The 21,966-nt window shown below is 53.2% G+C and carries 25 protein-coding genes, 1 pseudogene and 1 riboswitch; of the genes and pseudogenes, 3 read left to right on the top strand and 23 right to left on the bottom strand.

Going from position 1 to position 21,966, the window contains the following annotated elements:
* Positions 1-266: 266 nt before the first annotated feature.
* From ABQX22_RS03145 to tnpB, 3 genes and pseudogenes are all read right to left on the bottom strand, one after another.
* Positions 267-467 carry a helix-turn-helix transcriptional regulator gene (locus tag ABQX22_RS03145; RefSeq protein ID WP_080544384.1) on the bottom strand — a complete coding sequence of 67 codons (201 nt, stop codon included), beginning with the start codon at positions 465-467 and terminating at the stop codon, positions 267-269.
* A gap of 985 nt (positions 468-1,452) precedes the next feature.
* Positions 1,453-1,910, bottom strand: a pseudogene (locus ABQX22_RS03140) (LysR family transcriptional regulator substrate-binding protein).
* 201 nt (positions 1,911-2,111) lie between these two features.
* A complete protein-coding gene (gene tnpB / locus ABQX22_RS26855; protein ID WP_416221022.1) occupies positions 2,112-2,300 on the bottom strand; it encodes an IS66 family insertion sequence element accessory protein TnpB in 189 nt (62 codons plus the stop codon).
* On the opposite strand from tnpB, the gene ABQX22_RS03135 reads away from it, so the two are divergent.
* A complete protein-coding gene (locus ABQX22_RS03135; protein WP_244647105.1) occupies positions 2,229-2,564 on the top strand; it encodes a hypothetical protein in 336 nt (111 codons plus the stop codon). The genes tnpB and ABQX22_RS03135 overlap by 72 nt on opposite strands.
* A 596-nt stretch (positions 2,565-3,160) precedes the next feature.
* Here the strand turns inward: ABQX22_RS03135 and ABQX22_RS26850 are convergent.
* The 4 genes from ABQX22_RS26850 to ABQX22_RS03120 form a co-directional block, all read right to left on the bottom strand.
* Positions 3,161-3,298, bottom strand: coding sequence for a hypothetical protein (locus tag ABQX22_RS26850; protein ID WP_406644087.1), 138 nt, complete (start codon positions 3,296-3,298; stop codon positions 3,161-3,163).
* Between the two features lie 115 nt (positions 3,299-3,413).
* Positions 3,414-3,794 carry a COG4315 family predicted lipoprotein gene (locus ABQX22_RS03130; protein WP_185795482.1) on the bottom strand — a complete coding sequence of 127 codons (381 nt, stop codon included), beginning with the start codon at positions 3,792-3,794 and terminating at the stop codon, positions 3,414-3,416.
* A 328-nt stretch (positions 3,795-4,122) separates the two neighbouring features.
* Positions 4,123-5,115, bottom strand: coding sequence for a beta-propeller fold lactonase family protein (locus tag ABQX22_RS03125; protein WP_042928567.1), 993 nt, complete (start codon positions 5,113-5,115; stop codon positions 4,123-4,125).
* 157 nt (positions 5,116-5,272) lie between these two features.
* Complete coding sequence (locus tag ABQX22_RS03120) at positions 5,273-6,169, bottom strand: LysR family transcriptional regulator (RefSeq protein ID WP_185795481.1); 897 nt, start codon at positions 6,167-6,169, stop codon at positions 5,273-5,275.
* 117 nt (positions 6,170-6,286) lie between these two features.
* Between ABQX22_RS03120 and ABQX22_RS03115 the strand changes: the two genes are divergently transcribed.
* Entirely contained in the window at positions 6,287-7,456 is a 1,170-nt protein-coding gene (locus tag ABQX22_RS03115; protein ID WP_029571626.1) for a TDT family transporter, read from the top strand.
* Positions 7,457-7,464: 8 nt separating this feature from the next.
* Here the strand turns inward: ABQX22_RS03115 and ABQX22_RS03110 are convergent, their stop codons facing one another.
* The 13 genes from ABQX22_RS03110 to ABQX22_RS03050 form a co-directional block, all read right to left on the bottom strand.
* The gene (locus ABQX22_RS03110; protein WP_003317532.1) at positions 7,465-8,067 is read right to left on the bottom strand and encodes a uracil-DNA glycosylase; all 603 of its coding nucleotides are present in this window, start codon (positions 8,065-8,067) and stop codon (positions 7,465-7,467) included.
* Complete coding sequence (gene ppa, locus ABQX22_RS03105) at positions 8,067-8,612, bottom strand: inorganic diphosphatase (protein ID WP_003317533.1); 546 nt, start codon at positions 8,610-8,612, stop codon at positions 8,067-8,069. Before ppa ends, ABQX22_RS03110 begins: the two co-directional genes overlap by 1 nt.
* Positions 8,613-8,726: 114 nt before the next feature.
* Entirely contained in the window at positions 8,727-10,010 is a 1,284-nt protein-coding gene (gene eno, locus ABQX22_RS03100; protein ID WP_057409478.1) for a phosphopyruvate hydratase, read from the bottom strand.
* 73 nt (positions 10,011-10,083) lie between these two features.
* Positions 10,084-10,425, bottom strand: a complete 342-nt coding sequence (locus ABQX22_RS03095; protein ID WP_003317535.1) for a hypothetical protein — start codon at positions 10,423-10,425, stop codon at positions 10,084-10,086.
* 403 nt (positions 10,426-10,828) lie between these two features.
* Entirely contained in the window at positions 10,829-11,152 is a 324-nt protein-coding gene (locus tag ABQX22_RS03090) for a DUF190 domain-containing protein (RefSeq protein WP_003425060.1), read from the bottom strand.
* An 80-nt stretch (positions 11,153-11,232) separates the two neighbouring features.
* Positions 11,233-11,598: a hypothetical protein gene (locus ABQX22_RS03085; protein ID WP_057409480.1), complete on the bottom strand. Its 366-nt coding sequence runs from the start codon at positions 11,596-11,598 to the stop codon at positions 11,233-11,235.
* A complete protein-coding gene (locus ABQX22_RS03080) occupies positions 11,595-12,941 on the bottom strand; it encodes a voltage-gated chloride channel family protein (RefSeq protein ID WP_057409508.1) in 1,347 nt (448 codons plus the stop codon). The genes ABQX22_RS03085 and ABQX22_RS03080 overlap by 4 nt, the downstream gene beginning before the upstream one ends.
* Before the next feature lie 79 nt (positions 12,942-13,020).
* Positions 13,021-13,093, bottom strand: a riboswitch (Fluoride riboswitch).
* 95 nt (positions 13,094-13,188) lie between these two features.
* Positions 13,189-13,512: a DUF190 domain-containing protein gene (locus tag ABQX22_RS03075; RefSeq protein WP_003425054.1), complete on the bottom strand. Its 324-nt coding sequence runs from the start codon at positions 13,510-13,512 to the stop codon at positions 13,189-13,191.
* Positions 13,513-14,035: 523 nt separating this feature from the next.
* Positions 14,036-14,587 (bottom strand): arsinothricin resistance N-acetyltransferase ArsN1 family B, encoded by a 552-nt coding sequence (locus ABQX22_RS03070; RefSeq protein WP_057409481.1) that lies wholly within the window; start codon positions 14,585-14,587, stop codon positions 14,036-14,038.
* Positions 14,588-14,606: 19 nt separating this feature from the next.
* A complete protein-coding gene (gene arsH / locus ABQX22_RS03065; RefSeq protein ID WP_057409482.1) occupies positions 14,607-15,341 on the bottom strand; it encodes an arsenical resistance protein ArsH in 735 nt (244 codons plus the stop codon).
* Positions 15,341-15,811 carry an arsenate reductase ArsC gene (locus ABQX22_RS03060; protein ID WP_057409483.1) on the bottom strand — a complete coding sequence of 157 codons (471 nt, stop codon included), beginning with the start codon at positions 15,809-15,811 and terminating at the stop codon, positions 15,341-15,343. The genes arsH and ABQX22_RS03060 overlap by 1 nt, the downstream gene beginning before the upstream one ends.
* Before the next feature lie 9 nt (positions 15,812-15,820).
* Positions 15,821-17,110: an arsenic transporter gene (locus tag ABQX22_RS03055; RefSeq protein WP_057409484.1), complete on the bottom strand. Its 1,290-nt coding sequence runs from the start codon at positions 17,108-17,110 to the stop codon at positions 15,821-15,823.
* A 21-nt stretch (positions 17,111-17,131) separates the two neighbouring features.
* Positions 17,132-17,482, bottom strand: coding sequence for a metalloregulator ArsR/SmtB family transcription factor (locus ABQX22_RS03050; protein ID WP_057409485.1), 351 nt, complete (start codon positions 17,480-17,482; stop codon positions 17,132-17,134).
* 632 nt (positions 17,483-18,114) lie between these two features.
* On the opposite strand from ABQX22_RS03050, the gene ABQX22_RS03045 reads away from it, so the two are divergent.
* The gene (locus ABQX22_RS03045) at positions 18,115-18,786 is read left to right on the top strand and encodes an HNH endonuclease (RefSeq protein ID WP_081021763.1); all 672 of its coding nucleotides are present in this window, start codon (positions 18,115-18,117) and stop codon (positions 18,784-18,786) included.
* Between the two features lie 202 nt (positions 18,787-18,988).
* Here ABQX22_RS03045 and ABQX22_RS03040 read toward each other — a convergent pair whose 3' ends face one another.
* From ABQX22_RS03040 to ABQX22_RS03030, 3 genes are all read right to left on the bottom strand, one after another.
* Entirely contained in the window at positions 18,989-19,639 is a 651-nt protein-coding gene (locus ABQX22_RS03040; RefSeq protein WP_206683087.1) for a hypothetical protein, read from the bottom strand.
* Positions 19,640-19,918: 279 nt separating this feature from the next.
* Entirely contained in the window at positions 19,919-20,761 is an 843-nt protein-coding gene (locus tag ABQX22_RS03035) for a hypothetical protein (RefSeq protein ID WP_057409486.1), read from the bottom strand.
* The gene (locus ABQX22_RS03030; RefSeq protein WP_057409487.1) at positions 20,758-21,927 is read right to left on the bottom strand and encodes a tyrosine-type recombinase/integrase; all 1,170 of its coding nucleotides are present in this window, start codon (positions 21,925-21,927) and stop codon (positions 20,758-20,760) included. The genes ABQX22_RS03035 and ABQX22_RS03030 overlap by 4 nt, the downstream gene beginning before the upstream one ends.
* Between the last annotated feature and the right edge of the window lie 39 nt (positions 21,928-21,966).

The raw sequence follows: 21,966 nt of genomic DNA, 5'->3' as shown, positions 1-21,966 counted from the left end.
GGCCAGCGGATCGACCTTGGCCGAGGGTGAGGTCGCGTGGGCAAGACTGATCGCGTTGTCGTGGCTCATGCCTCACCGCCTTGGCCAGCAGGTTGGCCAACGGCGTGAAAGGGTATGACACAAGGGGGCAACTGGGGGGGCACGGTGCTGTCATAGAGGACGCACAGCCGCTGAAGAATCTTTTCCATAAGTCCACCGTTCAGCGGTGAACTGAAGACTTCACTTTTGATGGCTTGAAGATTTCCTGCCTTGTCCGTCGGCCCATCTCAGCTTCTCCCTTGTGTGGTTTTGCGGGCTGCTGCACGGGCCTCCAGCCAATGATCAATTTCGTGCTCGAGAAAACCGATTACACGTCCGCCTCCGATGCTGATGGGTTGCGGAAAGTCATCTTGTTTGCACAGTCTCCACAAAGACGTTCGGCTGATAGCAATTTTTGAGCAGGTATCTTGGATACGAAGAACTCTCATGGCACGCCTCGAAACGTTATGGAATCGAGGGCATGTTCATTTTATCTGCCGCGTGGAGCACGGACATCAATTGTTCCTTTTCCGATGACTTTTTGTCCGTGCACTGAGAATTTGGCGAACCCTCACCTGATCTATGGCATGCCTACGGTTCGCTATCTCAGGGCTGGCGCGATGGCCACTGCGTTGATAGAGAGAGCCCCGCTTTGGCGGGCGTTTGTATTGGAAAATCGGTGTTTCGCCTTTGCCAGTCCGAGAACTAAGCTGGCCTCGCTAAGCTCGCTCACACTTCCCTTTGGTAAGCGGAATCCTTATGCAGTCAGATCGGACCCGGCTACTCGAGCTCGCACTCTATGAGATCAGGGGGCTGCTTGCTGATTATCTGGGCAGCGATGTGCATGCGCCAATGAGCGTACGTGTTGCCGTCCATGTGGGCTATGCAGTTCACAATGAGGCGGAGGCGGCATTCAACAATGTGGATTTCAGACTGATCCTGCGAGCGCTGAAAAGCGCCGTAATCGATCAGGTTCTGGGTGGTACTGATGGGGCAGCTTTGTTGAGGCGATTTCTGCCTGTTGCGAAGGACCGCTTTCGGCCAGAAGCGGTCACTTGTCAGCACCTAGAACTGCCTCAGCTAACTGGTCATCGAAGTATTCCGTGTCTTCGCGGGGCTCTGAATCCAATCGCCGCTTGGCCTCGGCCAACATTTGAGGAAGTGCGATTCGCTGGTTCAGAAAAGTAGCGACCATGATATCTGACAGTTCTTTAAAAGGAGTGTCCCAGGCATCTCGACAATGCTGTAGTAACGTTGTCGGAGCCTCTCCTTTCCAAGGGCCAATGATGTTGGCTACTGTCGTCGGTTGGACCATTGGCATCAATTCGTACTGGTTTGGAAAAAGGGATTCTACCCACAGATCGCACGCAGTGCGAACGGCCGCTTTGGGTCGAAAGCAGCCGGTCGTGGCTGATGGCTTTCGACCCGAAGCGGTCACTCCGCCCGCTGGCCCCTGGCCGACTCCTTCTTAAAAATGTCCGTCGTCTGGACAAAATCGACGAAACGCTTGTTAGCGAAGGAAAGGTATTCGCCCGCGCGCCAGCGCAAACTGAAACTCATGGTTTGTGGGGGGGTGAAAGGCACGCCCAGAATGCCCGGCTCGCGCTTCTGAGCAGAGCGCAATAAGGTGGAAATCCCCATACCATCGGCAGCGGCCTTAATGACGAGTGACACGAAGTTGCTTTGCAGTGCAATCCGGTAATTTGCGCTCCCCGCATCGCAGAAAGCGTCGAGTAATGGCGTTGCAGGAATGTTTGGTCAAACACCACCATGGGCTCATCCTGCAAGTGCCGGGCTTCCAGAAAGGGTTTCTGGGCTAACGGGTTGTGTTCGTTCATGCATAGCACCATCTCGTCTGTTCCCAGTACTACTGAGTCCCAACTCGATTGCACTCGCCGCGACTCCAACAACGCGACGTCGATGTTGCGGTCTTCAAGGCGCTGCCCATCGTGTCGACCCGCGACAGCAACTGCGCTGCCAAAGCACGCAGTTGCTCGGGGGAAATTTGGTCGAGATTGGGAGAAGAAGTCATGCGCCGGATTTTGCCAGAGCAGGCGCTTCGCGGCGATAGACCGATAGACTAATGGCAGCCGTTAAAGCAGTGTGATCGAGCCTCCAGAACCCGCGCGTAGCCATGGCAGACCCGGCACCAATGCCTGAAGTTGCTCGGTATCCAGTTCCATCTCAGAACCATGGCGAATGCCAGGCCGATGGAACTTGCCTTGGTTCAACCGGCGCGCCGCCAGCCATATTCTAAAGCCGTCATGCACCAGCACTTTCATGCGATTGGCGCGGCAATTGGCGAACAGATAAGCACAGTGCGGCTGCGCCGCACCGAACACCGCTATCACGCTGACCAATGCCGTCTAGGTGCCGGCGCGCATGTCCATCGGCTCGATGGCAAGCCAGATGGCGTCGATGCGAATCATCGCAAAAGGTCTCGAAGAAAGGTCGCGCAGGCAGCAGCATTTTCAGCGGGCCAGTTCACTTTGACGGTGCCTCGCGGGTGCTGTATTTCAACGCAACTGTTCGATGAGGACGGGTGAGATTTTGCCCCAGCCAGCCACACGGGTAATGGAATAAATGCAGGTCGCAGCGCTGTGCTTTTCTGCGATTGCAGCCGAATCCATTTGTGGACGAGGTTATGGCTGAGTGCGATGCTGGCAATCGAAGCACCAGGCTGGGCACACTCTTGAATGACTTGGGCTCTGAAGGAATTGGAGTAGGAACGGCGTGTTGGTTGCACGAAATACCCGCTTAAAAGGCTATAACTGGTGTCCACTTAATTTAAGTGAACACCATGTCTTGGCTTTTCGGAGCTGGGTAGATGACTTGGCCGGACGCATACACCGTATCGTTCACAAGTCCCACATCATCGAACTGAAAGGCGAATCAATGCGAAGAATCAAAATTCGCAAACGGTCGTAAGAGCATCTGACGCTTATCCAGGTGGGGAATACGAATGCAATTGGTCAAGTTGAATGCAAGCAGGTGGTCAAATACAACTAAATCAGATTTTTTAAGTAATTTTTCCTTAACGGAATTAAGTTTTTTGCTATGCTCCTTGGATCATCCTACCTAATCAGATCTGTGGGTTGAAACCGTAATAAATCCCAGTCCCGCTGCTAGCCCCTATTGGAGTTCAACAGTCCAGAGGTGATCCAGGTGGGTTGTGTAGATGCGGCTTAGTTTCTGGAGGCTTCATACCCCAGGCTGGCGTTACGGGAATACGTCCAAGGTGTACCGTACCTCGGCCCCATTTTTCGTTGAAATGATCCATCAAAGATTTATGAGGCGCGGCGGCTGTATGTTGGCGAAATTATCAGGTGTGTATTCTTCTGGCTTACGCCACTGACAAAGCCAGTGGGGTAAGCCAGCCTATTAATTATTTGACGTTACGGCTTGGCAACGTGCCAGACTTGGTTGACGCCGTCACCGGTTGTATCCCCTGGCTTGGTATCTTTGACCCAGCTGTAAAGTGGCATGCCTTTGTATGCCCATTGTTTTGTGCCATCGTCTCGAGTGACGACAGAGTAATCATGACCCGCTTTCGCGTCTGCGGATACCGGTAAAGGTGGCCAGTTTGAAGCGCATGGCCCATTGCAGACCGACTTGCCCGAGGTGTCCTTCCCGAAGGTATAAAGAGTCATTCCTTTCGCGTCTACGAGTACTTTTCCCTTGTCCGTTTCAGCAAGCTTGACTGGCGCATCGGCGAGCGCCAAACCCGACATGCAGCTGGCGGCAATAGCGACGGTGAGAATCATCTTTTTGAACATCTGTATTTCCTTTGGTCATTTTTAATTTTTAGAAGACCCACCTGCTTTTGAAACGGCAAGCGATCAGACAGTAGACGAGCCACAAACAGGTTAATTCGATTCCGTAGAAAAAACGTCCCGATATCATTTTTTGCTGGAATGCTGGGCTCCCCCCCCCCCGGACCCTGTGCCTTCCTCAATTGAGCAAAGCGACGCTCACGGTCAAGCATCACTGGCTCATCTCAATGAGCGACGGCGATCCATCATCCAGGACTCATCATTTTCACTCATTATTATTCACTTGGTCGTGGAGTATCAGCAGGCCCCCATGAAGGCCTGCGCTGTTCAATCAGTCGGCCTTGAGCGTCGACACCACCTTGTTGCTGGCGAGATCGACTGTGGAGATACTCAAGTCCTCATTAAGGACATACGCCTTCGATTTGTCTTTGGTGAAGACAATGGCCTGGCGGGGTGCCTTCAAACCGGTCACAGTGGTGGTCACTTTCAGCGTTTTGGTGTCGATCACTGAAAGGCTGTTGTCACCGAGGTTACCCGAGTAGACGTGCAGCCCGTCTGGAGTGAGGGCTGCGCCGTAGGGGTCTTTGCCAACCATGACGGTGGTTGTGATGGCGCGTTTTTGAGTGTCGACAACTGCGATGCTGTTACTGCCGCTGTTAGCCGCGTACAGCGTATTGCCGTCCGCCGATATGGAGATGGCGCGCAACTTGTTGAAGCCAGTGATCTCACCTTCAATCGTATTGGTTTTGCTGTCGACCAAGGTAATTTTGTCCCCAAGAAAGTTGGTGACATAGACGGTTTTGCCGTCAGGGCTTACTCGGATGCCCTGGCGCGGTTGGGAGAAGCCAGGTACCACAGCTACTGGCCGCTGGTGATCAAGGTCAATGACCGACAGCGTGCTGGCCGCTTCATTGTTGACGTAGAGCAGGCTTCCGTCCTTGCTGAGTGTGGTACCAAAAGCACCTGCGCCCAACGGAATATCTGCAATCACTTTTAAAGTCTTGGTGTCAATCTTGCGCACGACCCCCAAACTGCTGTCGGAGAGGTAGAACACATCGCCAGTTGGCGAAAACACAATATTTCGCGGCGTGACGTAGCCGGTGAGAACCTGGCGAACCTTACCGGTTTTCAAATCATAAACCACTACATCTGGACGCTGACTGTAAGAGACCACCGCCGTCGTTTCATCAGGGCTGACGGCCAGCGAGTTGTTGTGAATATCGCCGTCAAACGTCCAGCGATCTTGCGCGGCCCACGCGCTCATTGATGCGGCCAACGCAACACCCAACGTCAGGGCTGTGACGGTTTTCTTTATCACATTCATCAGAGTTTCCTCATAGGGTAAGCAAGGCATCCAGTCGCGCCTTGGCATATACAACTCGTTCATCGCTGCAGGGCAATGAGTTGACTTTATGCGTCGTTGATAAATTCCGGAAACAAATTGTTTTGGTAGCTCTTACCTGTTTTATAAATAGGTCTAGCTATTCCTGGCTCACGAATTGACTGCAGTTTTCCCAGAATCGCTCAAGTCCAGGCGAGATGTATTTGTCCCGGTGGCGGATCAGAAAAAAACGTCGGGTCAGTGCAGGCAACGCGTGCGGCAGTCCAACCAGAACTTCAGAGGCCAGTAGATCCCGAACGACCCAGCGGGACAGGCAACTGATGCCGATGCCTTGTGCGAGGGTATGCTTGATGGCCTCTGAACTGCCGATCTGGCGCGTTTCGGCGAGATCGTGCAGATGAAGCAGCAGCAATCGTTCGACTTCTTCACGGGTACCAGAACCTGGCTCGCGCAGTAGCCATTCAGCCGTACGAAGATCATCAAGTGTGACCTGCTGCTTTAGTGCCAAGGGGTGCCGTTGGCCTGCGACAATAAGCAATTCATCAATTAGCCAAGGCTCGGCACTGAGTTCGGGCAGGTGGCAAGGCCCCTCGATCAGGCCCATATCAATCTCGAAATCAGCGACTCTTCTTGCGATAGCCATGCTGTTGGCCATGTCGACATCGACCCTCAAATGTGGTGCTGATTGACGTAGCTCACCGAGAATCAATGGCAGAACATAATTGCCTATCGTGGTACTGCATCCTACCCGCAAGCGTGTCTTCAGCCCGGCATGGCCGGGTAAGAAACTGGCCTCTATCTGTTGTGCATTCTCAAGCATCCTTCTGGCTTGAGGCAGTAAGGCATGGCCGTTATCGTTCAGCACTAAACGCTTGCCTACTCGGTCGAACAGCCTGGTATCCAAGGCGCTTTCCAACTCGTTCAGTGCGGCGCTGGTTGCAGATTGGGACAGTGACACCGAAATGGCGGCGCTGGTGGTGCTACCGTGCTGCGCGACGGCGCAGAAAATTTGTAGCTGGCGTAGGCTTAGCTTCAAGTAATCTACCTTCTTAATAGGTAATGTAAACCTATACTATCCGTTTTTACCGCTATGCCCATCAAGCTATACTTCAACCATGTCATATTGAAGGCACACTGAAGCGGGAGCGCGAAAATGAGTGAGACACGACTCGCAGCTATAATGGGCGGCAGCCACCCACTGGCGGCTTTGTCCAATCCACGAGAAGCGATCCGCCAGTTCACACCCAACTGGTTCGCCGCCACGATGGGCACCGGGATTCTGGCGCTGGCTCTGGGCCAACTGCCCTTTGTTGCGCAGTGGCCCAAAGCGTTAGGGGAAGCCTTGTGGTTTTTTAATATCGTGCTGTTTTGCCTGTTTACGCTGATGTACGCGAGCCGTTGGGTATTGTTCTTCGATGAGGCCAAACAGATCTTCGGCCACTCCACTGTATCGATGTTTTTTGGAACTATCCCCATGGGATTGGCGACCATCATCAACGGTTTTCTCCTTTATGGTTTGCCACGCTGGGGGGGTGGGGTAGTCGCTTTAGCCGAAGTGTTGTGGTGGATCGATGTCACCATGGCATTGGCCTGCGGGGTGCTGATCCCGTATATGATGTTTACTCGCCAGCAGCACAGCATTGATCAGATGACAGCGGTATGGCTGCTGCCAGTAGTTGCGGCTGAGGTGGCTGCCGCCAGTGGCGGTCTATTGGCTCCGCACCTCGCTGATGCGAGCGCACAGTTCACCATGCTCATCACCAGCTACGTGCTGTGGGCCTACTCGGTGCCCGTCGCCTTGAGCATACTGGTGATCCTGTTACTGCGCATGGCGCTGCACAAACTACCTCATGAAAGCATGGCAGCATCGAGCTGGCTGTCTTTAGGGCCGATCGGTACCGGGGCTTTGGGGATGTTGCTGCTGGGCAACGATGCTCCAGCAATCTTTGCTGCTCATGGAATGGCAAGCATCGGCGGCGTAGCCGAGGGCATTGGCTTGATCGGTGGTGTGCTGTTCTGGGGGCTGGGATTGTGGTGGATGGTATTGGCGCTGCTAATTACCGGGCGCTACTTCAGGGAGGGCATTCCGTTCAACCTCGGCTGGTGGGGCTTCACCTTTCCGCTGGGAGTGTACGCCGTAACAACCCTCAAATTGGGCTCTATGCTGCACCTCACGTTCTTTAGCTTCTTTGGCGTGGTGCTGGTGTTGATGCTGACTGTCATGTGGATGATCGTCGCGGCTAAAACCCTGGCTGGTGCCTATCGCGGCAACTTGTTCGTCTCGCCGTGTATCCGCTCGCTGAGCAAGGCGAGCAAAACCTGAGCCTTTGGCTACTTGATCGACTGTTTGGCGTGACGCAGTGTGGACAAAATGCGCTGCCTAACATTCGGGTGAGTGCAAACAGAAAGGGGACTTGGGTGTGGCATTTCCAGCAATGAAAAATTAGGGAAGGCGAGCCGAACACGCGGTATGGCTTTCTGGGCAACACGTCCAGCAAACACGATAGTGACGAGATCAGGGAAAAGCGTCAGTAGCGTGATCAGCATCTCGATACCTTCCTCAATTTGCGCTCTGCGGAGCGGACCCTTGGGCTTATCGAGATCTGGTAACCAAGGGTACAAATTCCAAAGGACGGTTTTGTGACGTGCCAGTCCAACCTGCTCAATGAAACCTTTCAGGTTGCGTTGTGCAGGCCCCGGATTGTCTCTTGAGACATACCGTGGAAGACTGACCGTTCGAGCGGGCGATTCCAACAAGATCAATACCCTTGCGAAGACGCCGCCATCCAGTGGATCGAAATACGGTAATGTTCTTTCGCCCGTGGACTGGGCCATTACCCAGCGCGTCAATTCAGCAGTTTTCGGCAGCAGCAGAAAGTCTTCTCTTACCTTCAGAGAAATTTCCTGCTCTGCGCTCTTCTGATTGAGTAACACTACTTGGAAGCCTCCTTCTTCAGGTTATAGGCCGCTACCGATTTACGAATATCTTCCCGCGCTTCGTCTGCGCTCCCCCAGCGGCCCATTTTCACCCACTTACCCGGCTCTAACGCTTTGTAGTTTTCGAAGAAGTGCTGAATCTGTGCGAGGAGTAACGCAGGGAGGTCAGAGCATTCCTTTACATTGCTGTACATAGAGCTGAGTTTTTCATGAGGCACTGCGATTACCTTGGCATCCGCACCAGCTTCGTCCGTCATGTACATCACACCTACTGGGCGACTGCGGATGACAACGCCAGGTGATACCGGGTAAGGGCAAATCACGAGGACGTCCAAAGGATCGCCGTCATCGCTCAAGGTATTTGGAATGAACCCGTAGTTAGCCGGGTAGAACATCGGCGTGCTGAGGAAGCGATCAACGAAGATCTGTCCACTTGGCTTGTCCACCTCGTACTTGATCGGCGAGTGGTTTGCAGGAATCTCGATAACGGTGAAGAAGTCATCGGGGATCGCGTTACCAGCTGGAATATCCGTGTAGCTCATGCTCATATCTCCAAGCGTCTAGGAAAGGCCAATGCCACTGACGTTTTTGCCAACAGCTATACGTGGTTCATTTTTTACGGTAACCAGTCCAACAGGTTTAGCGGCGATAGGCCGTCAGCGCACGAATGCATCATGTCCTGCATAAAACGCACGGCTGCCAAGATGCTCTTCTATTCGCAGAAACTGATTGTATTTCTCGACCCGCTCCCCCCGGCATGGAGCTCCTGTCTTGAGATGGCCAGTCCCCATCGCGACAGTCAGATCAGCGATGGAGCTGTCCACCGTCTCCCCGCTACGATGAGAAACCATCGCCCCCCAATTTGCCCCATAGGCCATTTCGATGGCGGCTTTGGTCTCAGTCAGCGTTCCGATTTGATTAGGTTTGATCAATACGGCATTGGCGACGTTTTCTGTGATGCCTCGCTGAATCCGTTCGACATTGGTGACAAATAGGTCATCTCCAACCAACTCGATCCGGTCACCCAGCGCAGTATTCAATAGCTTCCAGCCCGACCAATCGTCTTCCGCGAGGCCATCTTCCAGTACCGCAATCGGGTACTTGTCGACCCAGGAGGAATAGAGGCTAATCAGCTCTTGGGCATCTACCTTCCGACCTTCCGAACGCAGATGGTAAAGACCGTTTTCATAGAAACCGCTGGATGCTGGATCGATAGCGATCTCGATCTGAGATCCAGGGGCGTAACCGGCCCTTTCAATTGCCTTGATGATCAGCTCAATGGCATCTGAGTTTTTCTTGAGCGTCGGAGCAAAGCCGCCTTCGTCTCCGACCGCAGTTGAGTAGCCGGCGTCCTTAAGCACTACTTTCAGCTCGTGGTACACCTCAGCGCCCCAACGAAAGGCTTCCTTGAAACTGCCAGCCCCTGTAGGTGCAATCATGAATTCCTGAAAGTCAGGGCCTTGCCAGTTGGCGTGAACACCGCCATTGAGAATATTGAACATTGGGACGGGCATTCTTGCTGCTTGCTCGCCGCCCAGATATTGGAACAAGGGCAAGTTCAGCGCAGAAGCCGCCGCTCTGGCAACGGCGAGGCTCACGCCTAAGATCGCGTTTCCTCCAAGCCTGGATTTATCAGAGGTTCCATCCAGCTTAATCATCAGATGATCAATCTGTTCCTGGTCAGCCGCATCCAGGCCTCTCAAAGACTCAAATATTTCGGTATTTACATTGCTAACGGCCTTCAAAACTCCTTTGCCGGAATACCGCTGTATATCTTGGTCACGCAACTCAACTGCTTCGTGAGCGCCTGTAGAGGCACCGGACGGTACTGAAGCCCGGCCCATGGCGCCGCACTCCAAGGTGACGTCGACTTCAACGGTAGGGTTGCCGCGTGAATCGAGAATTTCACGTGCATGAATGGCCTGGATTTGCGTTTTCATAGATTTTCTCCAAGTAACGATTCGGGAACGTCATTAACGATGTGAAACCGTTGAGAGGCCTCTATGTCGGACGTCAGCTCTCCATGAGTATCCTGAACAGCTGCACTGCCGACACCGCGATTGCGGGAACCAAGAAGCCTCCAATAATTAGTTCAGGAATCTCTCCCACCAAGGGCATGAACTGCCCTCTTTTTGCCATCTGGAAAAGCTCCATCATTTGGTTTGAAGCAACCATTACAGAGCAGCAATACGCCGTCTGGGCTTGTAGCCTGACGCGCCTTTGATTTAGCAGATGAAAGGTCAGCAAGGACACTCCAACGCTTACGATGAAAAGCGCGGCGAACTCATAGACGGATCCTGTGAAAAACCTGCCCATCACAAGCCCGAATACGATGCTCAGCGTCACTGCGCTCATGTGGTCTCCCAATTCTCTAAAATGATTTTGATGAGCCGACGTCGGTGAGCTCCATTTCGCGATCTCATCTTTGGATTGCCAACCGCCATCGCGCTCAATGTTGCTGTGCTCTCAGCTCGTAGCCCGGTACGCAGGTCTGGGCTACGTCGGCCTTGCAGGACTTCTCACTGGGCATACGCAGCGTAACCAATGCGCCTTCGAGCGAGGTGACGATGTACCACCCCTCGCTCGAGACCTTTTGACTGCCTGCGATGCCGGCCAGAAAAAGTGACCAGAAAACCAGTCCTACGAGAAGCGGCTTGTTGTCACGAGCCCAGTTAGCAGGGGCTGGCTGTGGACGTAGGTTATAAACTCGGTACATGGCGCTTATCCTTTTTATTGGTTGTCCAACAAGGTGCGTTTTTTAGTTTTTCGCCTGGCCCACTCGACCGTATTCGATGGGCAATTTGATATAGCTCAGTGAAAACGACTCCTTGGCCAATGCCTCCAGCAACCTGTCGCACCCAATTTCATCAGTGGATATAGTCACCGTGACGGGATGGTCGGCACCGCCGAGGAAATGCGCCGTATGCAAATGCCCCAAATGATCTAGCCCCTCTGTACCGCTCACCAACGTCGCACCCAACGCGCCCTCTCGCTTGGCGAACTCGACCAACCACTCTCCCAGTGGAAGGTGCTGGTAGTTGGTACTCTGTTCGGTGAAAAACGTCAGTTGAAAGCCGTTCATAGCTACATCCTCTAATGTCGCGAGTGACCGACGCTTCGGTCGGCCGTACCTCTTCATTTCCGAGCTGTTTTCAAACTGAATTACGACGCGTCAGTGAGCGGTAACTCACATAAGAGAAGAACTGCTCGCACTTTGCGTAACTCGTCAGCGTGGTCGCGCAGGAATGCGCGCAGCTTGTCCTCTGTATCTAGCAATTCCAGACACTGGGGATGACGCATATCGCCAAGCTCCGGGTGATGATGGGAGATGCGATAGCTTGGCAAATAACCTGCAGAAATCGTCTTGAGCATGACCTGCTCAATTTTTGCTTTTTGAGCAACTTTAAGGAGGTGCTGGGCTAGTGCAGGTGCGCTTAGGTGGTGCCAGAAGCTGGTCACGCGAGCCCGGCTAGCGCCAGGAAAATAGAGTTGCAAAGCTGTCAGGCGATCTTGGTGATGTTCAATCATTTCTCTTCCCCCGCAAGAGTCACTTTCCGCTCGCTGGCGGATTCACTTTGAGCATGAAATTGCTTGATATCAGAGAGCCGGATTTCCTCCGGAAGAGGACGGTGATGCTTGCTGTGGCCGACGCGCTGGGCGTGATAGATCCCGGTGTGTCCGGATACGAGGTAACTTGCGATACAGGCAATGGCTGCAAGCGGAGCAATTTCGGGCCCGAAGAGCTCCATGGCCATAACGATGGTTGCCAGTGGCGTATTAGCTGCACCGGCAAAGACGGCGACAAAGCCGATACCAGCCAGCATGCCGAAGGGAAGGTGCAAGAGGGGAGCCAGCGCATTCCCCAAGGTGGCACCGATGTAAAACAGCGGTGTCACTTCACCGCCTTTGAATCCAGTGCCCAAGGAGACAACGGTGAACACCATCTTTCCAAGCCAATCCCAAGGGGCCATTGGTATTTGAAAGGATTGGACGATGCTCGGAATGCCTAGCCCGATGTACTTATCAACGTCAATGTAATGGTTACTACCGAGCGCCCACACTGCGACTGCGATCAGCAGGCCGCCGGCGAAGGGTCTTAATGGTGAATAGGTGATAAGCCGCTTAACGAAGGCTCCGAGCTTGTGGGTCGCAGTCGCGAATAGCAGGCCGGTAAGGCCAAAGACAATCCCAGCTGCCACCACAGCCATGACGCTCCACAGCTGCACCGGAACCACTTCGCCAATGACGTAATGCGTGTGAACCACGCCCCAGGCTTGCCCCACCTGGTCAGCAACGATTGCCGCAACCACGCAAGGGAAAAGCGCGTCGTAACGCATACGTCCAATGGCCAATACTTCAAGTCCGAATAAAGCCCCGGCAAGAGGGGTGCCGAAGACGGACGCAAAGCCAGCACTGATACCGGCCATGAGAATCACCCGACGGTCTTCGCGGCGCAGACGGAAGACATGCGTCAGTTGATCGGCAAGGGCACCGCCCATTTGCACCGCCGTCCCCTCACGTCCCACAGATGCACCAAAAAGGTGGGAAACCACGGTTCCAACCAGCACCATCGGCACCATGCGCAAAGGCACGATCTTCTTAGGATCATGGATCTCATCGATGATCAGGTTGTTTCCGGCATCAACGGGTTTGCCTATCAAGTGATATGCAAGTCCCACAGCAAAGCCAGCCACTGGCAGGAGCCAGATCACCAAAGGATGGGTTTCTCGCCACTGGGTGGCATGATCCAAGGAAAGGAGGAATAACGCAGAAGCAGAGCCTGCCAAAAGAGCTACAAGACCTGCAAGCGCAAGCCATTTCGCTATATAGGGCAGTAAGTCGAGTTGTTCAGGTCGTCGAAATTTAGACATTTGGCCAGCCACAAAAAAGTAGGTGGGCCTGACCAAAAAGGGAATCTGAGCGCGAACGCCTACAGACCTGATTGATCAGGTTTCTGTAGGCATCATCAGCTGCTACGGGCGCAGCGGTTTGTTAATGGAGGAATGCCATCTCCAATGCGCCGATCTTAGCTAGGTCTGTCCAAAATGTAAAATCGTGTTTCGGAGTACGAGGCAAGCGAAGGCGTCTTCGAGTCACCGCTTACGAAAGAGGGCCAAACTAGGTGACCTCTGTTCCGACGAAGCCCAGCTCAACTGGGGTTTTTATGTAAAACAACGAGATATCTTCAAGCTCCAATCGCTTGAATAACTGTTCAGATTCGTCCTCGGTAATGGCCATACGAATTTCGGTAGGCTGATCCGCTAGTTCAAAAAAATGCGAGGAATGCAGCCGGCCGGTATGCCCAAAGCCTTCGATACCTGTGGACAGAGTCGCACCCCGCAGTCCCATTTCTTTCGCCAAATCAACGACCCAGTCGCCGAGCATCTTTCCCTGATAGCGACGATTCTGTTGAGTAAAGAAGGTCACCAGAAAAGCTTTCATGTTCCTCTCCTCAGCGCGTGTTGATTATTTGATAGGACAGAAGCCCGGCAGCCGTCATTACCAGCGAGCCCACGACGTGTAGTGAAACTGAGCCTAGCGCCCAGGGCAGCCTACCTTCCTGAATCAGGGCAATTGTTTCTGCGGAAAACTTTCGATTCCACGCTCTGAAAACCGCAACGCATAGCCAGGCTTAACGCTGCGATGTTTAGTAATTATCTCATGAGTTCGTGATTGGCTACCACGGCTGTTGGTCCTGCAAGCCGGGTCGATTGTCTCGCGAAACTCAGAGGCCCTGAGGATCCGGAGCACATCCTACTCCCATGTGCCAAAGTCCGTCTGATCCTCCAAAGGCTGCATGAGGTTCCAAAGCGGCCGAATACGAAGGGCAGCTTTCGGCCATAAGCAGCCGGTCGATTTCACAGAACTCGCGAGAGCCAAGTGACATGAGAAAAAGCCAATATCTTCTCGACCGTCAAACTAGCCCTGATTGCCACTCGCAGCCCATCAAGTCGACCTGCGCAACCTAAACCTGCGGACTGATATCCATAAACGGCAGAGTGGGTTTCGGCGGACTCGAAACATCAAGCGCAATACGCCAATACCCAACGTCATGCCAAGCGCCTTGCTTGAATCCTACTTCTGGATACGTACCTATGTGAGCGAAGCCAAGTGCTTCGTGCAACCCCACGCTGCCATCGTTAGGCAGCGCTATCCCGGCATAGGCTGCGTGAAAGCCTTGCCTTTTCAATGTCGGTAGCAACACGTCATACAGTGCCCGACCGACCCCGCTACGGTGCGCTTCTGGCGATATATAAACGGTGACGTCGACCGACCAGCGATAGGCCTCACGAGCCCGATGCTGACTGGCATATGCATAGCCGATGATTTGGCCGTCTCGCTCCGCTACCAGATACGGGTAAGTCGGCAAAGTCGACCCAATCCGCTTGGCCATCTCTTCGACGGTAGGGGGCTCAAGCTCAAACGAAATCGCGGTGCGTTCAACCATCGGTGCGTAAATTGCCTGGATGGCTTGAGCGTCCGAAATCTGCGCATTCCTTACTGTGGTGTTGCTCATTCTCTATCCCCTTGGTCGCTCAAATCGATCTTTGATTGACTCGTTTCGAGAGTGCCTCGGCGCTTTCCTTGCGCTCCGAATAGCGGTCTACCAGATACGTTTCCCGGCCCCGAACCATCAGCGTGAACTTCACCAGTTCCTCCATCACGTCCACAACACGGTCGTAGTAGGCAGATGGCTTCATACGCCCTGCGTCGTCGAACTCCAGAAAGGCCTTGGGTACTGACGACTGGTTTGGGATGGTGATCATCCGCATCCAGCGCCCGAGGATCCGCAGCTGGTTTACCGTGTTGAACGACTGTGATCCACCGCAGACCTGCATGACCGCCAGCGTCTTGCCCTGGCTGGGGCGGACAGCGCCCATCGTGAGAGGAATCCAGTCGATCTGGGCTTTGAACACAGCAGACATTGCACCGTGACGCTCTGGCGAACACCACACCTGTCCCTCTGACCACAGAACCAGATCCCGCAGCTCTTTAACCTTTGGATGGTCTTCCGGAGCGTCATCAGGGAGAGGCAGACCCGAGGGATCAAAGATGAAGGCCTCGGCTCCCATTAGAGTCAGGATGCGCGCGGCCTCTTGGGCCAGTAGCCTGCTGAAAGAGCGCTCACGGGTTGAGCCATACAGCAACAAGATGCGTGGCTTGTGCGTCGGTTGCTCGTTGCCTTGCAGGCGATCCAGTGTGGCGACGTCGATTAGCGACTGATCCAGGTTAGGTAGATCTAGACTGCTTTCCAAGGAAAATTCGTCCATTACAGTTCACCTATTCGATCTAGTTCGCGCTTCAATTCCTGCGGTGTGAGCGCCGAATGAACCAGACTGAAGAATGCGTCGAAACGCTTTTTAATCTGGACGACGGTTGCGTCAAATGCGGCCTGGATTTCGCTATCTGTTCCTTCAACATTGGAAGGATCGGCAAGCCCCCAGTGGCTTTTGACAGCAGGCCCGAAATAGACCGGGCAGGGTTCGCCTCCAGCCTTATCACACACGGTGATCACCACATCCGGTGGTGAGTCCGAAAAAACCTCTGAGCCTTTGCTGTAGAGATGTGTGGTATCGATGCCTAGCGCTCGCAGCGTGCTCACGGCGCGGGGATTCAGCTGCCCGCTTGGGAAGCTGCCCGAACTGACGGCAGTAAAACCGCTCGGGGCCAAGTGGTTGAACAACCCCTCCGAGAGAACGCTCCGGCAGCTATTTGCCGTACACATAAATAGTACTTTCATGGGTTTCTCCTAGACAGGGATGCTCAGCCGCAACGCCAGTGCCACCAGCGTTACCAGCAAGATAGGAAGGGTGAGGATGCTGCCGACTTTGAAGTAGTAGCCCCAAGTGATGCGGATATTTTTCTGCGACAGCACATGCAGCCACAACAGCGTGGCCAGACTTCCGATGGGCGTGATCTTGGGGCCAAGATCGCAACCGATGACGTTGGCGTAGATCATGGCCTCACGTACCAGTCCCGTAGCGTCGCTGCCCTGAATGGACAGAGCGCCGATAAGCACACTCGGCATGTTGTTCATGATCGAGGACAACAGCGCAGCGGTGATACCGGTACCCAAGGTAGCGGCCCATAGGCCATGCTCGGCAAAAATGTTCAACAGCGCCGAGAGCGAGTCGGTTAGCCCGGCATTACGCAGGCCATAGACCACCAGATACATGCCCAGCGAAAACACGACAATTTGCCAGGGCGCGTGCTTGATGACCTTTCTCGTGGAGATGATGTGGCCTTTACCTGCGATGACCAGCAGGATCACCGCACACGCAGCAGCGACGGCGCTGATGGGGATGCCTAACGGTTCCAGTGCGAAAAGGCCAACCAGCAGCAGACCAAGCACCCACCAGCCAGCAATGAATGTCGCCCGGTCACGAATCACTGCATCTGGGGCTTCAAGCTGATTAGCGTCGTACTGGGCGGGAATGTCCTTGCGATAGAACATCCAGAGCATGAACAGCGTCGCGGCCACCGCCACCAGGTTTACCGGCCACATCACTGAGGCGTACTCACCAAAACCCACGCCAAAAAAGTCTGCCGAAACGATGTTCACCAGATTGGACACCACCATCGGCAGACTGGCGGTATCAGCGATGAAACCTGCGGCCATCACGAATGCCAGGGTCGATGCCGGACTAAAGCGCAGCGCTGTCAGCATCGCGATGACGATTGGGGTCAGAATCAGTGCGGCTCCATCATTGGCGAACAGTGCCGAAACGGCTGCACCGAGCAGGATCATCAGCGCAAACAGGCGTCCACCGTTGCCCTGACCCCAGCGAGCTACATGCAGCGCCGCCCACTTGAAGAATCCCGCTTCATCGAGCAACAAACTGATGATGATCACAGCAATGAAGGTCGCGGTAGCGTTCCAGACGATGTGCCACACAACCGGCACATCCCCCAGACTTACGACGCCAGTCAGTAGTGCCAGAACGGCACCCGCTGCCGCGCTCCAGCCGACACCTAACCCCTTGGGTTGCCAGATAACAGAGACGAGCGTAACTACGAAAATCGATGCTGCGATGAGCATGGGTATGTTCCAGGTCGGAGGTCAGCAGCAGGAGGCTTGGCGCACGGGTCTGTCTTCCATGGAGGCCAGCCGTCCTTGATGGTCGGTAACCCATGACTGGTGTGCCTGCGTAGTGACATTCAGAACATCAAGTGCCCACTGTTCAAGCTCGGGATGCAGGCGGTAGTAAACCCACTGACCCTGCCTGCGATCCGCTAGTAATCCGCAGGCACGCAGCTGGGCCAGGTGCCTCGAAACCTTCGACTGGTTATCGTCCAGTGCCCAGATCAACTCGCACACGCACAGCTCACCCTCAGCCGAAAGCATGAGCATGATCCGAGCGCGGGTTTCATCACCCAAGCACTTGAAGAATGTGTGTGGTGCAAGGCTCATAAGCAATTGCTCTGCATATGTGGATAATCGAATTTACAGATGTAACCACATTCAGCCTGCTTGCACAAATGCCCAGCGATGGGAATTGATGGATATGTGCGCCACCAGTAGGCTAGCGAGGTCAACCTTGATCGTCGGGTGTGTGTACAGCGGCCTGTCTTAAACAGGTATGGCTTCCGATGTTTCGTAGCAACATTTCGAGATCGCTATCGCTCAGCTATGAGCTACGGCTAGCTCATGTGTGAACCACCCGTTACTCACCTTGGGCCCGGTAAAAGAGCGAAAGACGTTATGGGTACCGATAGTCAGAGAGGTCTGCTGCGCAATTGCATCCCCCGGAAGCCGAGCGGTGAAGGAAACTGTATTCGCGCGGCTACGTGAAATCCGTGTCCGAACACCTGTGCAGCCATTTAAGATTTCAAGCTCGTGCGCTTACTTATCTGCCCTGAAAACCGCAGCCGATGTTGTCAACAGAATCGGCAAAAAGGAGTCAGGCAGATACGCCTGCCAGATCAGGAACAATTATCTTTGCATGCCGTCGCGATGGCGCTACGCTAAAGGCACCTTACGCCGTTTTCCGGAACTGATAAGACGGACCGAGAGAAACCACAAGTTTCCTATGGAAGGTTTACATGAATGGCTATGCCTTTGATCTTAAATTAGTCTGTGGCGGCTATGGTTATTTTTCAACTTTAACATCAGGTAGCGCGCCCGACTCAAACGGCCTTGAGGCTCGAAAGCCTTCGTTGGTGAACAGCGAGGTGTTTCCTAGCGCCCTCAAGGAGTTAGGAGTAAGTTATATTGTCGTTAATAGCGAAGAAAGCTATTACGACTGGACTTGTATTCAGGGATGGGCAATTGCAGATGAAAAGTATGTGAGGCAATACATGGCTCACTGGATAAAAACACGAAAGTGCCTTATCTCTCCTTACGGGTCTTTTACCGATATCGAGCTGGCATCGGCATCTATTCGTAAAAGAAGTTTTCGAGGAAAGTTTAAACAAAGAATATTAGATAGAGATGGAAATCACTGTGTTAATTGCGCCGAATCTGACGGGCTAACTTTGCAGCATGTAAGACCATATTCGCAAGGCGGGGAAACTAGCTTTAGAAATTTGGTAACACTATGTGAGCGTTGCAATCATAATATGGGGGCCGAAGTCTATAGGGAGCTATACGATCTCGCAAACTTACGTTACTCGTATGAACCTTCCTTGCTGAGGAACTCTGAGGTTAATGAGAGAGCAATTCTTCGAGCAGCTCAGTTTTCTAGAAATATTATGCATACGAGGTGTGAGCTTTAGTAGATGTTTTTTAAAAAAGACATATTTTAGAGATCAGCGCAAATCCTGACGCTGGTATACACAGAGCATTTCCCTCAATTCGGCCGTTCACCCTCTGCCGCGCTGCCGCTCAGGACAGGCAAGAGTCTTAAGGGACGGGCTTAGCTCCTTCCTGTGAGCGAAGTGAACGACTTTAACTAATTGTATGTTTCCAAGCCATCCCCTAAATTATGCCAGCTTCCTTTTGAACGCTTTTAATGTGGTTATTTAAGGATCTATTAAAAATTGGAATTGTGTCGCTTACAAAGCTCCAGTCAAACGTCAACAAGGCGTTGGTCCACCCCACGCTATAAATAACCCCGTCTTCATTGGGTTTCTTATTTCCGTGCGTCATCACAAAGCTTTCTTGGTCAAAGTGAGCGCCTTGCTTGTTTCGGTATGCTTTGGCATCTTCTATAAATTTATTGAACTTTTCTCTAACGTCACCGGAAAATGCCTGTAAAATTATCTCATCGAGAGTCGGCTCCCAAAATAGCCTCTTATTTGCGGCAATAACTCCTGCTTTCCCGTAACCGTCGTTGAAAATAGTGCATAGTTTAATGATTATTTCTTCGGTTATTAGCTCGTCAATAAGCTGTATATCATGAATGTCAGGGAATAAGGTGCCATGTTTCTCTTCAAAACCATTTAATGCCTCCCCATCAAGTCGTAGGCCAGTTTTCAATCTCCTGCGCTCATCATCATATAACTCGGTTATATGCATCGGTCGTCCAGTGTTGCAGAAGCGATCCACGCGCTGCCTAAGTGCCAGAAGATCGACGATTCTATTGAGAGCTATTTGCCACAAATATAGCCTGCCAAGGATTTCTTTCACTGTTAGCACCGCCTTAATTTGGTGCATGGCTGGCGAACGGTACCAATGTCATCCATCATCAGTCTTGTCGCCCAGTCATCACCTCAGAACATTTACATCAGATAGCTGAATAACTCTACGGTGTCCAGAGTTCCTTAATCATCGAAGGGCTAATTCTGGCCGATTTCTGCCGGTGCTGACCTGCAGCTGGATCCACTCCTGCCTGTCAAAGCCATCAGGCTTTCTGATCAAATCCTATGCAAACGACAGGTCAATCCGAACGCAAACGAGCGCCTTGATTCAATGGTCTTTTGGTATGAAGTTGGGTAGTGCCGAAAGCAGCTTTAGTGATTCACTCACGCTAGCTTTAAGTGAAATATCATAATGCTCATGCTCTTCATATGCGTCAGCCTCCGTTCCGTACGTGTGCAGCACGACGTGCTCCATCCCCTTACGTAACGATCGAAGAGCAGTATTGGCTAGGGTAAGCGAGCGTATAGATGAGATTCCCGCCACTTCAAAAACCGCCGCTAAGCAGATCACGGCATCCGACGGTTCTGGACGTGGGGCCATTTTGCTCTCTGATCCACCGTTAGCGACCTTTACATTGGTCCATCCGTGGGAGTGACATAGGCGAACGAACTCTAGTGATGCCCATTGCTCTTGTGCTTGGAGTTGGCGGCCACGGCCTCGTGGGGCCGTCATACCGGCTGCAGCCTTTTGCAGATCTTCCAGTCCCTGCGTTTGAAGCCATGACACAAGCGTAGAGTCTGACGAGGGCAGCCGGATATCCCGTTGTGTAGTGTCTCCCCCATCGAGATTCCGCCTATCTAAAGCGTCCCCCAGCGCTTCAATACCACATTGGTCAATTGCTTGGAGGGCGGATCGAAGGTCTAGGCTCGCGCGCGAAACCTCCTTTAGGAGAGGAGCTAAAGCAATCGCCCGCTCCTGGTCTTTTTTCAGTCGCATATAGCCGTCCGAAAGCTCAAGCAGCTTTAAGCAGAACGGATAGATTCGGGTAATAGACGGCAGGCCCGCTGAGCGACGTTTGTAAGCGATATCTGCGGCCGTATTAACCATCTTCGTCTCCTGCTCGCTCAGGCTGCTGACAAAGCCGCTGGGTAGGTACCGTGATTGGTTCATCCCTTCCTCCAGACATCCAAATGATCTGCCCAATCCTGCATCATCAGGCGGCGCTCGTCGAAGTACGTCGCATGATTATAGGCTCGACGGACGTTATTCTGATCCGCGTGAGCAAGCTGAGCTTCGATGGCGTCTGGGCGGTATCCGAGCTCGTTCAATCGAGTGCTACCAGTAGTTCGTGTGCCGTGGGGGCTGTATTTACCGCTCCACCCTATAACTTTCAAAGCTTGGCGCATCGATGCAACTGCCATCGGCATCTGTCTGTTGTCTCGGCCAGGGAATAGATGGTGCCGGGTGCCAGTGATGGTGTGGAGCCCCTTGAGCATCTGGATTGCCTGGCGGGGGAGGGGAACTACGTGCTCCTTGCGCGCCTTCATTCTTCGCGAAGGTATTCGCCAAATCGCTGCTTCAAGATCAAATTCCTCCCATTCGGCTTCGGCTACCTCGCTCGGTCGGCCTAGCGTCCACCACATCAGCTGGATGCAATAATTGAGCTGGAAGCTGCAACGGTGGTTGTCGAAATCACGTAATAGCTTGCCGATCTGATCCGTGGTTAGGGCAGTCTTATGCTGCGTTTTGTTGGTGGGCAGTGCTTTACGAACTGGCCAGACTGGATCGCTATCGGCTCGGAGCGTGGCGACGGCATACTCAAACACCGCAGACATGGTGCGACGAGCCTCTGCTGCTACGCTCGGAGCGCCGCGCTTGAATGTGGACTGGAGGATGCTGAGTATCTGAGCTGAGGTAACCTCGCGAACAGGAAGTTTTCCTATGTTGGGAAACACCACTCGCTCCAACATATCGAGGCGTCGATTTTTGGTGATGTCTTCCCAGTCTTTGGTCTGTAACCACTCTTTGGCTATGACATCAAATGTATTGGTCGCCTCGTTTGCTTGCCTAACCCGGTCTAGCTGCCTTTGCTGGGCTGGATTCACGCCCTCCTTGACCAGCTTACGTGCCGCTTCGCTTCGTTCTCGTGCTTCTGACAGTTTCACGGCCGGGTATTCGCCGAGTCCGATCATGCTGGACTTGCCATTCAGCGCGAAGCGATACCGCCATGCTTTCACGCCTGTAGGTTTGACCTCCAAGTACAGACCACGTTGGTCATTGAGCCGATATAGCTTTTCCTTCGGCTTGGCGCTGCGGCAGTGGGCATCGGTTAGCAATCTCAAGTCTCCGTGTGCTGTAAACCCACTGTACTCACC

The organism is Xanthomonas sp. WHRI 1810A (assembly GCF_040202885.1).
Taxonomy (GTDB): Bacteria; Pseudomonadota; Gammaproteobacteria; order Pseudomonadales; family Pseudomonadaceae; genus Aquipseudomonas.
Note: the sequence above shows the minus strand (reverse complement) of the source record. Positions and strands in the feature narration are given on the sequence as shown.

Bases quoted from the DNA above. Each gene is read 5' to 3' on its own strand.
- arsH (WP_057409482.1), bottom strand. From the start codon at position 15,341: ATGGACGAATTTTCCTTGGAAAGCAGTCTAGATCTACCTAACCTGGAT.
- ABQX22_RS03130 (WP_185795482.1), bottom strand. From the start codon at position 3,794: ATGTTCAAAAAGATGATTCTCACCGTCGCTATTGCCGCCAGCTGCATG.
- ABQX22_RS03135 (WP_244647105.1), top strand. From the start codon at position 2,229: ATGGAACTTGCCTTGGTTCAACCGGCGCGCCGCCAGCCATATTCTAAA.
- ABQX22_RS03085 (WP_057409480.1), bottom strand. From the start codon at position 11,598: ATGATTGAACATCACCAAGATCGCCTGACAGCTTTGCAACTCTATTTT.
- eno (WP_057409478.1), bottom strand. From the start codon at position 10,010: ATGAAAACGCAAATCCAGGCCATTCATGCACGTGAAATTCTCGATTCA.
- tnpB (WP_416221022.1), bottom strand. From the start codon at position 2,300: ATGAAAGTGCTGGTGCATGACGGCTTTAGAATATGGCTGGCGGCGCGC.
- ppa (WP_003317533.1), bottom strand. From the start codon at position 8,612: ATGAGCTACACGGATATTCCAGCTGGTAACGCGATCCCCGATGACTTC.
- ABQX22_RS03090 (WP_003425060.1), bottom strand. From the start codon at position 11,152: ATGAACGGCTTTCAACTGACGTTTTTCACCGAACAGAGTACCAACTAC.
- ABQX22_RS03070 (WP_057409481.1), bottom strand. From the start codon at position 14,587: ATGAGCAACACCACAGTAAGGAATGCGCAGATTTCGGACGCTCAAGCC.
- ABQX22_RS03115 (WP_029571626.1), top strand. From the start codon at position 6,287: ATGAGTGAGACACGACTCGCAGCTATAATGGGCGGCAGCCACCCACTG.
- ABQX22_RS03060 (WP_057409483.1), bottom strand. From the start codon at position 15,811: ATGAAAGTACTATTTATGTGTACGGCAAATAGCTGCCGGAGCGTTCTC.
- ABQX22_RS03050 (WP_057409485.1), bottom strand. From the start codon at position 17,482: ATGAGCCTTGCACCACACACATTCTTCAAGTGCTTGGGTGATGAAACC.
- ABQX22_RS26850 (WP_406644087.1), bottom strand. From the start codon at position 3,298: ATGGATCATTTCAACGAAAAATGGGGCCGAGGTACGGTACACCTTGGA.
- ABQX22_RS03145 (WP_080544384.1), bottom strand. From the start codon at position 467: ATGAGAGTTCTTCGTATCCAAGATACCTGCTCAAAAATTGCTATCAGC.
- ABQX22_RS03055 (WP_057409484.1), bottom strand. From the start codon at position 17,110: ATGCTCATCGCAGCATCGATTTTCGTAGTTACGCTCGTCTCTGTTATC.
- ABQX22_RS03095 (WP_003317535.1), bottom strand. From the start codon at position 10,425: ATGAGCGCAGTGACGCTGAGCATCGTATTCGGGCTTGTGATGGGCAGG.
- ABQX22_RS03035 (WP_057409486.1), bottom strand. From the start codon at position 20,761: ATGAACCAATCACGGTACCTACCCAGCGGCTTTGTCAGCAGCCTGAGC.
- ABQX22_RS03075 (WP_003425054.1), bottom strand. From the start codon at position 13,512: ATGAAAGCTTTTCTGGTGACCTTCTTTACTCAACAGAATCGTCGCTAT.
- ABQX22_RS03125 (WP_042928567.1), bottom strand. From the start codon at position 5,115: ATGAATGTGATAAAGAAAACCGTCACAGCCCTGACGTTGGGTGTTGCG.
- ABQX22_RS03080 (WP_057409508.1), bottom strand. From the start codon at position 12,941: ATGTCTAAATTTCGACGACCTGAACAACTCGACTTACTGCCCTATATA.
- ABQX22_RS03045 (WP_081021763.1), top strand. From the start codon at position 18,115: ATGAATGGCTATGCCTTTGATCTTAAATTAGTCTGTGGCGGCTATGGT.